Genomic DNA, 15,367 nt, shown 5'->3' with positions numbered 1-15,367 from the left:
CAAGCCCTGCCGAATCAACTTGACGTAGGGTGCATCACACCCGCACACTGGTACTCATGAACCTGTCAGACAGCTGGACAGCCGGACAGCAACCGATCGCCCGGACCAGCGCCTCCGAAGCGGTCTTCAACACCCTGCGCGCAGCCATCGAGGCCCAGGAGATCCCGCTCGGCGCCAAGCTCGGCTCCGAAGCGAGTCTGGCCTCGACCTACGGGGTCAGCCGCTCGGTGGTCCGCGAAGCCCTGCGTTCCTGCGCCGCGCTCGGATTGACCCGCACCGAAACCGGCCGCGGCACCTTCGTCATCTCCCACCGGCCCACCCGGGATCTGGTGCTCGGCACCTTCTCCTCGGCGGACCTCTATGAGGCACGCCCGCATATCGAGATCCCCGCCGCCGAATTGGCCGCCGCCCGGCGCACCTCCGAGGACCTGGAGCGGCTGAGCGGCCTCATCGAGGAGATGGAAGCCGAAGACGGCGCCGAAGCCTGGGTGGAACTCGATGCCGCCTTCCATGCGGCGATCGCCCGCGCCAGCGGCAACTCCGTCTTCGACCGCGTCGTGGGCGACATCCGCGAGGCCATGGCCCGCCAATCCGAGACGGTCAACCTCGTCACCGGACGCCGCTCCCCCTCGAATTCCGAGCACCGCAAGATCGTCGCCGCCATCTGCTCGTCCGACGCCGAAGCCGCCGGCCAGGCGATGGCCGAACACCTGAGCGCCGTGCAACAAGCAGTTTCAACTATCGTCAGGAGTTCCAAGTGACCCCCTCAGCCGCCGCTTCCGCGGGATTGGCGCAGTGCGCTGGTGCAGAGCTTCCAAAACATGTGCCGCTGGTCTCCGCCAGCCGTGGCGAAATGCTCGAATCGATCCACTACGGTTCGGCGGTGCTGCTCGATCCGCAGGGTGAGGTCATCACCGCGCTGGGAGATCAGCAGGCGCGCTTCTACCCGCGTTCGGCGCTGAAGCCGCTCTTTGCCGTGGCCATTCTGCGCTCCGGCCTGGAACTGAGCCAGGAGCAGATCGCGCTGGCTGCCGCCAGCCATTCCGGTGCGCCGCGCCATCAGCAGGTAGCCCATTCGACGCTGCGCGACGCAGGGCTGGAGCTCGCGGAGCTGGGGAACTCCACCGACCTGCCCTACGGTGTGGCCGAACGGGCCAGCTGGCTTGCCGGCGGCGGCAGCGCCACCCAACTGGCGCAGAACTGCTCGGGAAAGCATGCGGCGCTGCTGGCCATGTGCAAGCACAACGGCTGGGCGACCGAAAACTATCTGGCTGCCTCCCACCCGCTGGCGGCGGCGCTGCGCGAGATCGTTGAAGAACTCACCGAAGAGCGCATCACCACGATCAGCACCGACGGCTGCGGCACCCAGGTCTACCCCATGACCCTCGCCGCGCTGGCTCGCGGCTTCGCCAAATTGGCCAAGGCCGCGCCGGACACCGCCGAGGGCCGCGTAGCTGCTTCCATGCGCGCCTATCCAGAACTGGTCGCCGGCGAAGGGCGCGACGTCACCGAGCTCATGCGCGCGGTGCCCGGTGCCGTGGCCAAGGATGGTTTCGAAGGAATCCAGGCCGTTGGCCTGCCCGACGGTTCCTCGCTGGCGGTCAAGATCTCCGACGGCTCAGACCGGGCACGCATGCCGATCACCGTCAAGCTGCTGGCCAGCCATCTTGGAGACCAGGCGCCCGCGGCGCTGGAAGATTTGGCGTCTTCCCCCGCCCTGGGCGGCGGAGAGCCTGTCGGCGAACTGACAGCACTCTAACCCGACGATTTTCAATTTCTATCCAACACCCATGGTGCATTTAGTGCGCCTAAAATCAGGAGTGAGCACTCATGTCTGAAACCATTCAGGCTCCCGTCACACGCAGCGAACACGATCTGATCGGCGACCGCGACATCCCGGTCGACGCCTACTGGGGCGTGCATACCCTGCGCGCCAAGGAAAACTTCGATATCACCGGCACCAGCCTCACCGGCAACCCGCACCTGATTGCCGCGCTGGCCCGCGTGAAGCAGGCGGCCGCCCGGGCAAACCACGAGCTGGGCCTGCTCGACGCCGAGCGCGCCGGGGCCATCGACCAGGCTTGCGAAAAGATCGCCGCCGGCGCCCTGCACGAACAGTTCATCATCGACCCCATCCAGGGCGGCGCGGGCACCAGCACCAATATGAACGCCAACGAGGTCATTGCAAACCTCGCCTTGGAAATCATGGGTCATGCAAAGGGCGAGTACTCCTACCTGCACCCCAATGACCATGTGAACCTCTCGCAGTCCACCAACGACGCGTACCCGACCGCGGTGAACATCGCCACGCACTTCGCCACCCAGCCGCTGCTTGAAGCCATGCTGGTGCTGGAGAATTCCTGCCTGGCCAAGGCCGGCGAATTCCGCAGCGTGGTGAAGATGGGACGCACCCAGTTGCAAGATGCGGTGCCGATGACCGTCGGCCAAGAATTTGGCGGGTGGGCCGTCACCTTGCGCGAGGACCGCGATCGGCTGGCCGAATCGCTGTCGCTGGTCACCGAGATCAATCTCGGGGCCACCGCGATCGGCACCGGTTTGAACGCACCGGCAGGCTACGCCGAATCGGCGCGCGGCCATCTGGCCGCTTTGACCGGCCTGCCGTTGACCACCAGTCCCGATCTGATCGAGGCCACCAGCGACGTGGGAGCCTTCGTGCACCTCTCCGGAGTGCTCAAGCGTGTGGCGCTGAAGATCTCGAAGATCTGCAACGATTTGCGCCTGCTCTCTTCCGGACCACGTGCCGGACTCAACGACCTGCAGCTGCCGGCCGTGCAGTCCGGGTCCTCGATCATGCCCGGAAAGGTCAACCCGGTCATCCCGGAGGTCGTCAACCAGATCGCCTACCAGGTGGTCGGCCACGATATGACGGTGACTATGGCGGCCGAGGGCGGCCAGCTCCAGCTGAACGCCTTCGAACCGGTGATCGCGCACTCCATTGGGCTTTCGCTCAAGCACCTGACCAACGGTTGCCTCACCCTGGCCACCCGCTGCATCGATGGAATCACCGTCGATGAGGACGCGTTGCGCCGCGAGGTGGAGAACTCCATCGGCCTGGTCACCGCGTTGAACCCACGGCTGGGCTACGCCCAGTCCACCTCGATCGCGCTGGAAGCGTTGCATTCCGGACGCGGCGTGGCCGAGCTGGTGCTCGAACGCGGCCTGCTCTCGGCCGCAGACCTGAACGAACTGCTCAAGCCAGAGCGCCTGGCAAATCTCTCCGACTAACACGCAAGGATTCCGATGGAGCATTCCACCACCCACGCCACCGCGGCGCACGTGCCCGAGGCGGGTCTCACCGCCGGTGACGACGACTACCACAAGGGGCTTTCTTCCCGCCAGATGCAGATGATCGCCATTGGCGGCGCCATCGGCACCGGCCTGTTCATGGGCGCCGGCGGGCGCCTGGCGGCTGCCGGTCCGGGCATCGTCGTGAGCTACGCGGTCTGCGGCTTCTTCGCATTCCTGATCCTGCGCGCACTGGGCGAACTGGTCATGCACCGCCCGACCTCGGGTTCCTTTGTTTCCTATGCCCGCGAGTTCTACGGCGAGAAGGCAGCCTTTGCCACCGGCTGGCTGTACTGGCTGAACTGGGTCATGACCTCAATTGTGGACATCACCGCGGTGGCCCTGTACATGGCGTTCTTCGGCAAATACGTTTCCTGGATTGGCGCGGTTCCGCAGTGGGTCTGGGCGTTGGCGGCGCTTGCCCTGGTGCTCGGCATGAACCTGGTTTCGGTCAAGGCCTTCGGCGAGATGGAATTCTGGTTCGCCTTGATCAAGGTCGTCGCGCTGGTGGGCTTCCTCATTGTTGGCTGCTACTTCGTCATCTTCGGCACCCCGATCGACGGCCATGAGGTGGGCTTCTCGATTCTCAGCGACAACGGCGGGCTGCTGCCCAACGGCTTGCTGCCGGTGCTGGTGCTCATGCAGGGCGTGGTCTTCTCCTACGCGTCGATCGAGCTGATCGGCACCGCGGCCGGCGAGGCAAAGGATCCCGAGAAGGTCATGCCGAAGGCGGTGAACACGGTGATCATCCGCATCGCGGTGTTCTACGTCGGCTCGCTGGTATTGCTTTCCTTGCTGCTTCCCTACTCCGCCTACAAGGCCGGCGAATCCCCGTTCGTGACCTTCTTCGGCTCCATCGGCATTCAGGGCATGGATGTGGTGATGAACCTGGTGGTGCTCACCGCCGCGCTGTCTTCGTTGAATGCCGGCTTGTACTCCACCGGGCGCATTATGCGCTCCATGTCCTTGAACGGTTCGGCCCCGCGTTTCGCCGGACGCATGAACAAGTCCGGGGTGCCCTATGGCGGCATCCTGATCACCGCGGCCGTCGCGGTCTTCGGCGTGGTCCTGAACGCCTTTGTTCCGGCCAAGGCCTTCGAAATCGTCTTGAACTTCGCCGCCGTGGGAATCCTGGCCTCCTGGGGCATGATCGTGTTGTGCCAGATGGCGTTGGCCAAGGCCGCACGCCGCGGCAGCCTGGAGCGTCCGAGCTTCCGGATGCCGCTGGCTCCCATCTCCGGATGGGTAACCCTGGTCTTCCTCGCCGCGGTGCTGGTCATGATGGCCTTCGACAATCCGGTGGGCACCTGGACCATCGCTTCGCTGGCGATCATCGTTCCGCTGCTGATTCTCGGCTGGTACGCCAGCCGGAAGCGGATCAACGAGCTGGCAAGCGCACGCCTGGCTGCAGAGCGCGCAAGCAATGGCGACTCGGGAAATGAGAAGGCCCTGGTCTAGTCACCCTGCCAATGGTGTGGAGTTCTAGCGGGCTCCACACCATTGGTGTTTAACCCGCCGCATGGCGCACGGTGAGCAGGATGCTTTCGATGGTTCGGTACTCGTCGCTGGCCAGGAAGTTGTCCACGCCCTCACGAGTGGGATCGTCGCCGATGCCTTGATCCTCCATATATTCCTCTTCCACCCAGAGCATCGGCGCCTGGCTGTCGCCGATTTTGAAATAGTCCAGATCGGGTTGTTCGGTGCGCTCTTTCAGGACCTGGTCATCGACGAGCGCCAAGGAGAAACCGGTTTCCTTTTCGCCGTCATCCTGGCTGGTGCCCGTCCAAAACTCGGCGATTAGACTCGTTGGAGTTTCCAGTGCGGGTATCGGAACTTCTTTGAGCAGCTCGCGTTCATAGAGGTTCATGTCGCCGTCCGGAGAGGTCGCGGTATTCGGGAGCAGGGTCATCACGTGTGCGCCGCTGCGATCCTTGATCTCCCATTTGTCGTACTCGATGCATTCGCCATCGCAATCTTCTTCGACGTACCACTCCGCGGGCAGCTGGAAACCGATGCCCATAATCTCTTGAGTTTGAGATAGGTCGGTTTCTCCGGTTCGACTCGAATTATCGGATTCGTCCGCGCTCGGGCTCTGCGAGTCGCCGGGGCTTGGCGCGGGCGCTGTTGCCGAGGCGTCCGGGACTTGAGTGTTCTCGCTCGGTGCCGGTTCCGGGCTTGGATCATTCGTCGAGCACGAAGTCAACGCGAGCGCGGAGAGTGCCGTTAGCGACAGCAGTCGCAGCGATAGTTGTAGTTGTTTCACCTTTGGCTCCTTAACAGTCCCTGCGGATCGGCGTGCCGGCCGGCACGCCGCGGTGAGCGGGTGCGGGGCCCCTTCGCTCCCACGATCCCCTATCCGGCACGCCATTCCAATATCAAAAGCATTAAGTCTTGGACGCAACTCGCGCGATGCGACGCGGCTTCTGCTTGGAGCGCATCTGTGCCTTGCACTAGTACCTGAGCGGCAATAGTGGAATGATGTGTCCTATGGCACATGCAAAGCAACCCTTTCATAATCTTGATGGCTACATTTCCCTCTCCCGGCTCGGCGGGCTGGCGCTCTCTCCGGATGGCACCCGGCTAGTCACCTCGGTGAGCACGCTTGCCGAAGACGCAACAAAATACACCTCCGCCCTCTGGGAGATCGACCCCAGCGGACACGAACCGGCCCGCCGGCTGACCTTTAGCGAAAACGGCGAATCGCAGCCGAACTTCACCGCCACCGGCGATCTGCTCTTTCTGTCCAAGCGCTCCGCCAAGGATGACGCCAAGCCCGAAGCGTGGCTGCTGCCCAAGGCGGGAGGCGAGGCGCGGTCGATCCTGTCGCATCCGGCAGGTATCGAATCGGTCACCACATTCGCCCGGAACCAGAAGGACCTCCTGGTACGCGCCGCCGGGCTGCCACGCGCAAAGGACCTGGAACATGAGGAAAAGATCCTCGGCGAACGCAAGGAGAAGAAGATCTCCGCCATCTTGCACACCAGTTATCCGGTGCGATATTGGGATGCGGATCTTGGACCGCAAACACCACATTTCTATGCAACCCGGCTGCCGGAAAGCTCAAGCGCCGATGCTTGCACGCTCAGGGACCTCACTCCCGGCATCGGTGCGAATCAGACAGAAGCTGAGTTCACTGCCGCGGATAGCGGCGAGTTCCTGATTACCGAGTGGATGGTACCGGAAGGCCGCGGCTCGGTGGCTACAGGATTGATGCGCATCGATCTGCATTCCGGCGAACAGGAGATGCTCCTGTCTCCGGATCAGGACTACGAGTACACGGTAGGCAAGATCAGCCCGGACTCGACCAAACTGATCTACTGCCGTTGGACCCGCTCCACCCCCGAGACCGCGCCGGTGATGAGCCTTTGGCTTATGGAACTGGCCAGCGGAGAAACCCACGAAATCGCAGTGGGCTGGGACCGCTGGGCGGAAGACATCATCTGGTTCCCCAACGGCCACTCGCTGCTGATCGTCGCCGACGAGCACGGGCATAGCCCGATCTTCCACCTGTCGCTGGACCGGGACAAGATCACTCGCCTGACCGATGCCGGAGCATACGCCAACGTACTGATCAGCCCGGATTCGCGGACCGCTTACGCATTACGCTCAAGCTACGAATATCCTGCGGAACCGGTGGCGGTGGAACTTACCCACCTCTCGGATCTGGAAGAGAACGAATACGCGCGGGTATCCGAGCTGCGTTCCCCCGCAGCGCGGCCCGAGCTTCCGGGCACGCTCACCGAAGTCACGGCCACCGCCGAGGACGGGACCCCGGTGCGTGCCTGGCTGGCCCTTCCCGAAACTGCCGGTCCGAAGTCCCAGGCACCGTTGCTGCTGTGGGTCCACGGCGGCCCGCTGGGCTCATGGAATGCCTGGAGCTGGCGTTGGAATCCATGGCTGGCGGTCGCTCAAGGGTACGCGGTGCTCTTGCCCGACCCTTCGCTGTCTACCGGCTACGGCCAACAGTTCATCCAGCGTGGTTGGGGGCGTTGGGGTTTCGAGCCTTATACGGATTTGATGGCCATCACCGATGCCGCCGAGTCCCGCCCGGATATTGATGAGACCCGGACCGCGGCCATGGGCGGATCGTTTGGCGGCTACATGGCCAACTGGATCGCCGGGCACACCGATAGGTTCAAGGCCATCGTGACTCATGCGAGCCTGTGGGCGCTGGAAGGTTTCGGCAAGACCACCGATGCCTCGTTCTATTGGACACGCGAGATGAGCAAGGAAATGATCCAGGTCAATTCCCCGCATAACTCTGTGGCGAATATTGTGACGCCCATGCTGGTGATTCATGGCGACAAGGATTATCGCGTACCCATTGGGGAGGGCTTGCGCTTGTGGTACGAGCTATTGGCCGAGTCCGGGCTTCCGCAGGAGGCGGACGGAACCACCGCCCACCAGTTCCTGTACTTCCCGGATGAAAACCACTGGATTCTCAGTCCGCAGCACGCCAAGATCTGGTACCAGGTGATCTTCGAGTTCCTTTCACAAAATGTCCTAGGCAACGAGCCCAATCCGTTGCCCGAGGTGCTCGGCTAGCCAATACCGCTAGCCCCAGCGACGGTCGTGCCTTCCCGAAGCCTCGGGAGCGTGACCGTCGCTCCCGCTTCTGGCACCTGCGGCGCCCGCGCGCCAGGAATGACGCGGTCACAGGTAGCTCCCATCAACTTCAGCTCATGTCCCAAGGCGCGCAAGACCGAAACTCCTCCGCCAACGGCAGCTAGGTGTGCAAGTATTGCCGCATGGAGCTCCCAAATGTAGAAGTGAAATCCGCTGCTGCGGCCTACGACGCCATTGCCGATGGCTATACCGCCGAAAATGATTCAAGCCTGCTCAACGAGTATTACAATCGTCCTGCAATCCGCGCGCTGCTTGGCGAGGTCAAAGGCCATCACGTGCTGGACGCCGGGTGCGGATCCGGCCCAAATATTGCCGACCTGCTTGGACTCGGAGCTACCGTCATCGGAATCGACGGCAGCGCCGCAATGCTCGACATTGCCCGCGATCGGCTCGGCCCCGGGGTGGACCTGCGAGTCGCCGATTTAGCTGCACCGCTGCCCTTCGAAGACAATACCTTTGATGATGTGCTCTGTTCGCTCTCGTTGCACTATCTCGAAGACTGGCAGGACACCCTGGCCCAGATGAAACGTGTGCTTAAACCGGGCGGTCGCCTGATCCTCTCGGTCGAGCACCCGTTCGCGACCTGGCTCGGCCAGCGTGAGGCCGGAGTGAAGACAAACTACTTCGAAACCCGTTCAAGAACCGAGAATTGGCAGATGAACGGGCAAGAAACCGAACTGACCTTCTGGGACAGGTCCTTGTCGGCCATGCTTGCATCTTTCCTAGCAGCAGGTTTCCGCCTGACGCACCTCGAAGAGCCTGCCCCCTCTCCAGAAGCCGTGGAGACATTCCCTGATTTTTTCAACGGCCGCCAAGACCCGCGGTTCCTCGCCTTCCTCTTTATTGTTCTGGAAGCCTAATACCCAAATTATCCGGGAAGGATGACCGAGGACGGCTCATCTCCGCCAGCACCACGAGTCGCGGCCACCAGGGCCTTGGCGCGGCGGGCGACATCTGCATCGCGTTCACCCAGCATCGCCACCAAGCGTTCCAGGTGGGCCACCCGGTGAGCATATGACTGGTGCAAACGTTCGGACAAGGGAAGCTGCGAGAGTTCTTCAGCTTCGTGCCACGCCATCACCAGAGCGCGTTCGAAGAGCCGCTGCCCGGCTTCATCTGCGCGCCCTTGGCCGCCGGAACCGAGCACCGCCACCGCGTTGAGCTGTGCGTCGTCCAAGCCGAGCATCAACGTTTCGAGCTGCTTCTTCGCCCGAGCCAAGGCCCCTGCGCCGCGTCCGAATCGGCTGATGCGGCTCGTGGCACCGAGCAGGTACCGCACGAAGAGCACCAGGTTGATGACGGTGAAGAAGAACATGAAGCTGAGCATCCAGAAGAGGCCCGACGGGGAGAACGCGGCTCGCTCATACCCGTTGCGTTCCAGCGCCTCGTTGTAGTCGTCCAGGGTTCCGGCGACCTCCATCTCCAAATATCTGGATTCGCTGATCGACCCGTGTTCCCAGGCGTTCAGGCGACCCCAGGAAAACTCGCCGCGTTGCACCACGGAGCTGATGATTCCCGGAACGACGGTCCTTTCGGCGTCGGTGACCAGCACCGGGATGATCGCTTCCTCGGGCAGAAGCTCACCGGTTGCCGGATCTACTTTGTCCTTGAATTCACCCTTCAAACGCCATTTGGCCTCCAGGATGCTGACGGGCAGAACATCGCGGAAGGTGCTTCCGGGCTCCGGGGGACGGAATTCAAGATAGCTTTCGGCGTCCCGTACCGCGAGGGTGAAGCTGCTGTCGCTTTCGAAGTCGGTGTCCATATAGCGCAAGACATCTTCTTCGACGAGCATCCCCGCCGGGTCATCTACCTCAAAGCGCACCCCTTGCCCGCTGCCATCGCTGGCGACTTCGGGGCTTGCGGTCAGCTTGGCCACCAGCAATCCGGCGGCAACCATGCTGCCCAGAAGCGTCAACACCGCGAGGGTGATCAGCAGTCCGCGACGGCGCGGAGCCGGTTCCTCGGTACCGGCGGTCCCTCGCCTTCCCCGAGCCGAAGCAATCGCGGTGTTGGGCTTTGCGCCGGCGTCGGGCGTTTGCCCGCCGCCATCCGAGGCGAGGGTGTCCCCCAGCGTGGCTCGCACCTGGGCATTGGCCAAGCGCAGGTGGTGCAAGGCGCTTGATTCTTCCGGGGCTTCGAGGCCCAGGCTTTCACGCAGTTGCCGATGATCTTGGGAAATCTGCGCCACTGCGGGAATACGGCCGTGCGGATAGCGGCGCAGCGAGGTGATCAGCGTGCGGGTGTGCCGCGCAAGCTGCTGTTCGGCTTCGCGCCACCGGGCGACGGCCTGCTTGCTGTCGGTGTCGCCGGTCGAGGCGTCCAAGAGCTCGCCAAGGTCGGTGCGCAACGCCTGGACATCTTGGCCCGAGATCATGCGCCCCGGCGCCTTGTCCAGACGAATCAGCAGTGCGGTCGCTGCCTCATAGATTGGCCGGCTGAGCTTATCGAAGGTACTTCCGGTTCCGGCGAGATTTGCGTGCACCGACCCGGCGCCCATCAGCGCATCGGCTAGTTGCGTCAGCCTCCGGCTGGTGTTTTCAAATTCGGAGAGCTTTGCACCGGTGCTCTGGTTCAGTGCCTCGGCCTTGGTGAAAAGCGAGGTCAGCAGCGGATCTTCGTTGCGCGCCGCCTGCAATGACAGGCTTTGCAAGTCGTGCCAGTTTTTGCTGAACCCTTCCGGACGCGAACTCTCGGCTGCGGCGGCATAGGTCGCTTCCAAGGCTTCGAGGTCCAGGACCACTCGGGCCAGCTTGCGCTGCGCGGCCACGAAACGGCGATACCTGGAACTCCACCGCGCGCGGTAGCGCAGCGCAAAGTACAGCAGCACCGCGGTGAGCATGGCGCATAGGCCAATCGCCCCGAACCAATACAGCGGATTTTGCACCGGAACATCGGAGAGCACAATCGCCGCACGTTCGGCCGCGGCAATCGCCGCTTGCGGTCCGTGGCCCAGACCGACATTGTCCCAAAAGGAATTGCTGATTTCGAAGCGCGCATCCCGGTACTCGTCGTCTCCGGAAACCAACTCGGATTTCAGCGCACTGCCGTTGAACCGCTCGTCAACGTCTTGGTTGCCGGTTTCAAGATTTTCCAACTGGGTGGAGAGCAGAACGTCGTAGCCCGGCAGTTCGCCGCGCAGCAGTTCATCCCCGCTGAGATACCTGTCGGTGACGGTGAGCGTCAGCGGTCTATGCGACTTGATGGGCTGTTTTTCAAGTGCCGCGTCCACCGTGGACTGGCTGATGTTCCAGTCGTGCGATCCCTCGACGACGATCGACACCTCGTGCAGTGGCTCCTCCGGGATCGAGGTGTACCCCCGCACGGCAACCAGCGTGGTGATGAGGGCCATGAGTATCGCACCAAGTGCCGCCCAGGACCGCGGCCGGCTTAATCGACGACCGCGCGAATCGAGCATTTGACGCCGGCTCATGAGTTCTCCTGTTGCTTCACGACGGCCAGCTCTTCAGCCCGTGCGTATGCACGGTCCAAGATGCTCAGCGGATCGGAGTAGACCTTCGCGGCCCGGTCACCGAGCATGCGCTCGCGCAATGAGTCGATGAGTTTCAAATTTGCGGCTCTAGCCTGTTGAACTGCTGTTGCATGTTCCCGCTGCAACTCGTGGTGCATGGTCCACAGCTCATCCAGTACCTGCGCAGTAATTTGATTTCGCTGCTGGCTTCCGCCTGCCCATTGGCGCACCTCGTCCAGCCGGTTGGTGTGCTCGATGATCAATGCGCGCAATCGTGGTACACACGCCAGCTGCCCGACTGACGGCATGTTGAGGAATTGTGCGGTATCTTCGAGCCGTTCGCGGTGGGTGAGCACGATGGCGTTCCAGTCGTCCTTGTTCCGGAATTTCGAGCCAAGCAGGCTATTGAGCGCTTTGCTCCCCGCGACCAGCACTTCCTGATCGGCAAAGGTGCTTTCCATGGTTGCCAACCGATCGGCATCGAGCGGACCGCCGTCTTGGTATTGTTCGGCCAATTGGCGGGCGCGAGCATTAAGCGGTGGAATCGCGTTTTTAATTGCCGCGCTCGCCTGCGTGCTGGGTCCTTCCGGGTTGCCGGCAGCTGGGTGCGCGCCATGCTTGTCCAGTCGCAAGGCGCGCTGGCGGAGCAGCTCCACGAGCATGTCACCGCGTTTGCTGCGCGCTATGGCAGCCGCTGCACGATTCTTGCGATGCCGCGCGATCAAGGTTGCGAGCACCGCTCCAACCACGATCAGGCCTAGCACGCCGAATCCAATGATTTTTGCGGTGGTGCTGTCTTTGGGCGCCTTCAGCTCGGTGGCGCTGGCCCGTGCCACCTCGATGAGGCCTTGGGTGTAGTTCTGGGCGTCGAACTGCTGCTGGCCGGCTCCTTGGATGCGGTCTTCGGCGCCCGACCCGACGGCCGTGACGTTGCGGCCCGGTTCCACCGAAACCTCGGTTGGTGCTCCCGGGGCTTCGGGCAGCATGACCCCGACGACAATCCATCCTTTGCCGACGTACCCCAGCTCCTGGCCGTTTTCCACCCAGTCATCGCTGAGCGCGTCGCTGTCACCGAAGAGCAGCATGCCTCGCACCAGCTGCGCGGCTCCCGTGAGGTTGTTTGGCTTCTGGTCGACTCCAACCAGAATCTTTGCATTTGAAAGATCCATGGATTGGCGTACCTGATCGAGAATTTCTCGCGTATCGACCGAGCCTTGAGCCGCGTCGCTGACCGCAAGGTAGAAGTTCTCTTGCTGCGCGGTGACACGCGGAATGAGGATTGGTTCTTCGTCTTCCGCCGGGGCGCTTGATTGCACGGTGGGGTAAACCGGTTCGGACCGGAGGTCTTGGGCCTGTGCTGGGAGCGGTAGCGCGAGAAGCGCCAACAGCGGCAGGAGCAGTGCTCCAAATCGGGGCAAGGAACGGACTGCAGCGAACGGTCGAGTCATAGTGCCCCGAGTATATCAATAAGAGTTTGAGTAACCGGGCGCGGAAAAACCCGCCCTGTGAGGTGCTCAGGCACTTCACAGGGCGGGTTGATTTCACCGCTTAATCCAGCAGCATGGCCGGTTCTTGCATAATCGAGGCGACATCGGCCATGAAGCGGGCCGACAGGTCGCCGTCAACCACGCGGTGGTCGAAGGAGCCACCGAGGGTGGTGATCCAGCGGGGCACCACCTCGCCGTCGACAACCCATGGCTTCTGGCGGATCGTGCCGAAGGCGACGATCGCTACCTCGCCCGGGTTGATGATCGGGGTTCCGGTATCAATGCCCAACGCACCGATATTGGTGATGCTCAACGTGCCGTCGCGCATTTCTTCCGGGCTGGTCTTGCCTGCTCGGGCCGTGGTGGCCAGCTCGTTGAGGGAGATCGCGAGCTCACGCATGTTCAGCTCATGGGCATTCTTGATATTCGGAACCAGCAGCCCACGCGGGGTGGCCGCGGCGATGCCGAGATTCATGAAGTGCTTCTGGTGGATCTCCGCACCATTCTCGGTCTCCACCCAGGAGGCATTGACCGAGGGGTTGCGTGCGGCCGCCCAGATCACTGCGCGGGCCAGCACCAGCAACGGGGAAACCTTGATGCCTTCGAAGTCGCGGGACTTCTTCAGCCGCTGCACGTACTCCATGGTGCGGCTTGCGTCCACGTCCACGAAGATCGAAACGTGCGGGGCGCTGAAGGCGGAGTTCACCATGGCCTTTGCGGTGGCCTTGCGCACCCCGCGAACCTGGGTGCGTTCGATGAGCGCGCCGCCTTCGGCTCCGTGTCCCCAGTAGGTTGGTGCCGCGTCGCGCTCGGCTTCGCGCTGGCCCTGGTAGCTATTGACGTCTTCGCGGGTGACCTCACCCTGCACGCCGGTACCGACGATCTCGTTGATGTCCACGCCAAGATCCTTGGCAAGCCGACGCACCGGAGGCTTTGCAAGCACCCGGTCGACAAAGTTGGCCATGGCAGGCTTCCGGCGGTCGACCTCGCGGGCCACCGCCTGGCCCAGACCCTGGGCGCGACGCGAGATCGTATCTGCCAGGCCGGCGGCGCTGGCGCTCCCGCGAGGCGGGGTGGGCCGCGCAGCTGCGGCCGAAGGCGCCGGACGGCTGGTGCGCTTGCGGCGTACCGCGGAGTCGGCTGCCGGGCCGGAGCCCACCAACGGGCCGGGCTCCTCGGAGGCCACCGGGGTTTCGGTGTTGGCGGCTTCCAATGGTTCGGGGACACCGGTAGGTGGCACCGGGTCGCCTTCTTCGTTGATGGTGATCAGCGGCTGGCCCACCAATACGGTGTCGCCTTCGCCCGCGTGCAGTTCGGTGACTACCCCGGCAAAGGGGCAGGGAAGCTCGACCAGCGATTTGGCGGTTTCGATTTCCACGAAGATCTGGTTGACCTCGACGGTGTCTCCCACGGAGACCTTCCAGGAGGCGATATCGGCTTCGGTTAGCCCCTCGCCCACATCGGGAAGATTAAAGACAGTCATGTTTTTCTCCTTGGTTCCTTAGCGCTTAGTAAGCGAAGGACCGGTCGAGGGCTTCGAGCAGCTTGTCGATGTCCGGCAGGTACTGGGATTCGACCTTCGAGATGGGGTATGGCATGTGGAATCCACCTACGCGAAGCACAGGTGCTTCCAGGGACAGGAAGGCGCGTTCGGAAATGCGCGCGGCGATTTCGCCACCGAGACCGCCAAAGGTCGGCGCTTCGTGGGTGATGATCAGCCGTCCGGTCTTCTGCACCGATTCGGTGATGGTGTCGAAATCGATCGGCGAGAGCGAACGCAGGTCGATCACCTCAACCGAGCGGCCGTCCTCGCGGGCGGCTTCCGCGGCAGCCAGCGCGATGGGAACCAGCGGGCCGTAGGCGACGATGGTCGCGTCTTCTCCGGGGTGGACTATCTGAGCCTTGAATGCGTCCAGCGCCGGAGCTTCGGTATCAACCTCGCCCTTGAGCCAGTAGCGGCGCTTGGGTTCCAGGTAGATGACCGGATCCTTGCATTCGGCGGCCTGCTGGATCATCCAGTAGGCGTCGTGCGCGTTGGAGGGGGTGATCACGCGCAAACCCGCGGTATGCACGAACAGGGCTTCCGGGGATTCGGAGTGGTGCTCAATGGAACCGATGCCGCCGCCGTAAGGAATGCGGATGACCACGGGCACGGTCAGCCGCCCCTCGGAGCGGGCATGCATCTTGGCCAGCTGGGTGGTGATCTGGCTGAAGGCGGGGAAGACGAAGCCGTCGAACTGGATTTCCACCAGCGGACTGTGCCCCCGCAGTGCCATGCCGACCGCGCCGCCCACGATTCCGGCTTCACCCAGTGGGGAATCGATCACCCGGTGGGCACCGTACTTGTCGATCAGCCCTTCGGTGATTCGGTACACGCCGCCGAGGCGTCCGATATCTTCACCCATGAGGATGGCGCGGTCATTGGATGCAAGCACCTTGTCCAAGCCGTTGGTGATGGCCTTGGCAAGAGTCATGG

11 protein-coding genes are annotated in these 15,367 nt (G+C 63.0%); 6 read left to right on the top strand and 5 right to left on the bottom strand.

The window, feature by feature from the left end; translation table 11 throughout:
* The first annotated feature begins 56 nt into the window (after nt 1-56).
* The 4 genes from CQ019_RS09710 to CQ019_RS09695 all read left to right on the top strand — a co-directional run bounded on the left by CQ019_RS09710 (nt 57) and on the right by CQ019_RS09695 (nt 4,764).
* Entirely contained in the window at nt 57-761 is a 705-nt protein-coding gene (locus CQ019_RS09710) for a FadR/GntR family transcriptional regulator (protein WP_105552797.1), read from the top strand.
* Nucleotides 758-1,759, top strand: a complete 1,002-nt coding sequence (locus tag CQ019_RS09705) for an asparaginase (RefSeq protein ID WP_258133496.1) — start codon at nt 758-760, stop codon at nt 1,757-1,759. The genes CQ019_RS09710 and CQ019_RS09705 overlap by 4 nt, the downstream gene beginning before the upstream one ends.
* 71 nt (nt 1,760-1,830) lie before the next feature.
* Nucleotides 1,831-3,246, top strand: a complete 1,416-nt coding sequence (locus CQ019_RS09700) for an aspartate ammonia-lyase (RefSeq protein WP_105552796.1) — start codon at nt 1,831-1,833, stop codon at nt 3,244-3,246.
* Nucleotides 3,247-3,261: 15 nt separating this feature from the next.
* Nucleotides 3,262-4,764, top strand: coding sequence for an amino acid permease (locus CQ019_RS09695; RefSeq protein ID WP_105552795.1), 1,503 nt, complete (start codon nt 3,262-3,264; stop codon nt 4,762-4,764).
* Nucleotides 4,765-4,813: 49 nt separating this feature from the next.
* On the opposite strand, the gene CQ019_RS09690 is transcribed toward CQ019_RS09695, so the two are convergent.
* The gene (locus CQ019_RS09690; protein ID WP_146112431.1) at nt 4,814-5,569 is read right to left on the bottom strand and encodes a hypothetical protein; all 756 of its coding nucleotides are present in this window, start codon (nt 5,567-5,569) and stop codon (nt 4,814-4,816) included.
* A 224-nt stretch (nt 5,570-5,793) separates the two neighbouring features.
* Here CQ019_RS09690 and CQ019_RS09685 point away from each other — a divergent pair, with 224 nt between their 5' ends.
* Together CQ019_RS09685 and CQ019_RS09680 are read left to right on the top strand one after the other, a co-directional pair.
* Nucleotides 5,794-7,851: a prolyl oligopeptidase family serine peptidase gene (locus CQ019_RS09685; protein ID WP_105569591.1), complete on the top strand. Its 2,058-nt coding sequence runs from the start codon at nt 5,794-5,796 to the stop codon at nt 7,849-7,851.
* 203 nt (nt 7,852-8,054) lie between these two features.
* Nucleotides 8,055-8,792 carry a class I SAM-dependent methyltransferase gene (locus tag CQ019_RS09680; RefSeq protein ID WP_105569590.1) on the top strand — a complete coding sequence of 246 codons (738 nt, stop codon included), beginning with the start codon at nt 8,055-8,057 and terminating at the stop codon, nt 8,790-8,792.
* An 8-nt stretch (nt 8,793-8,800) separates the two neighbouring features.
* Here CQ019_RS09680 and CQ019_RS09675 read toward each other — a convergent pair whose 3' ends face one another.
* From CQ019_RS09675 to CQ019_RS09660, 4 genes are all read right to left on the bottom strand, one after another.
* On the bottom strand, nt 8,801-11,365 hold the full coding sequence (locus CQ019_RS09675; RefSeq protein WP_146113354.1) for a hypothetical protein: 2,565 nt from the start codon (nt 11,363-11,365) through the stop codon (nt 8,801-8,803).
* Nucleotides 11,362-12,852 carry a hypothetical protein gene (locus CQ019_RS09670; RefSeq protein WP_105569588.1) on the bottom strand — a complete coding sequence of 497 codons (1,491 nt, stop codon included), beginning with the start codon at nt 12,850-12,852 and terminating at the stop codon, nt 11,362-11,364. The genes CQ019_RS09675 and CQ019_RS09670 overlap by 4 nt, the downstream gene beginning before the upstream one ends.
* Before the next feature lie 100 nt (nt 12,853-12,952).
* Nucleotides 12,953-14,374 carry a dihydrolipoamide acetyltransferase family protein gene (locus tag CQ019_RS09665; RefSeq protein ID WP_105569587.1) on the bottom strand — a complete coding sequence of 474 codons (1,422 nt, stop codon included), beginning with the start codon at nt 14,372-14,374 and terminating at the stop codon, nt 12,953-12,955.
* A gap of 25 nt (nt 14,375-14,399) precedes the next feature.
* On the bottom strand, nt 14,400-15,365 hold the full coding sequence (locus CQ019_RS09660) for an alpha-ketoacid dehydrogenase subunit beta (protein ID WP_105552788.1): 966 nt from the start codon (nt 15,363-15,365) through the stop codon (nt 14,400-14,402).
* Nucleotides 15,366-15,367 lie beyond the last annotated feature (2 nt).

This window comes from Arthrobacter sp. MYb229, assembly GCF_002975405.1.
Lineage (GTDB): Bacteria > Actinomycetota > Actinomycetes > Actinomycetales > Micrococcaceae > Glutamicibacter.
This window is presented reverse-complemented; position numbering and strand designations above follow the sequence as displayed.

Excerpts from the sequence above, each read along its gene's own strand:
- CQ019_RS09710 (WP_105552797.1), top strand. The coding sequence starts at position 57 with ATGAACCTGTCAGACAGCTGGACAGCCGGACAGCAACCGATCGCCCGG.
- CQ019_RS09700 (WP_105552796.1), top strand. The coding sequence starts at position 1,831 with ATGTCTGAAACCATTCAGGCTCCCGTCACACGCAGCGAACACGATCTG.
- CQ019_RS09695 (WP_105552795.1), top strand. The coding sequence starts at position 3,262 with ATGGAGCATTCCACCACCCACGCCACCGCGGCGCACGTGCCCGAGGCG.
- CQ019_RS09685 (WP_105569591.1), top strand. The coding sequence starts at position 5,794 with ATGGCACATGCAAAGCAACCCTTTCATAATCTTGATGGCTACATTTCC.
- CQ019_RS09680 (WP_105569590.1), top strand. The coding sequence starts at position 8,055 with ATGGAGCTCCCAAATGTAGAAGTGAAATCCGCTGCTGCGGCCTACGAC.
- CQ019_RS09675 (WP_146113354.1), bottom strand. The coding sequence starts at position 11,365 with ATGAGCCGGCGTCAAATGCTCGATTCGCGCGGTCGTCGATTAAGCCGG.
- CQ019_RS09670 (WP_105569588.1), bottom strand. The coding sequence starts at position 12,852 with ATGACTCGACCGTTCGCTGCAGTCCGTTCCTTGCCCCGATTTGGAGCA.
- CQ019_RS09665 (WP_105569587.1), bottom strand. The coding sequence starts at position 14,374 with ATGACTGTCTTTAATCTTCCCGATGTGGGCGAGGGGCTAACCGAAGCC.
- CQ019_RS09660 (WP_105552788.1), bottom strand. The coding sequence starts at position 15,365 with ATGACTCTTGCCAAGGCCATCACCAACGGCTTGGACAAGGTGCTTGCA.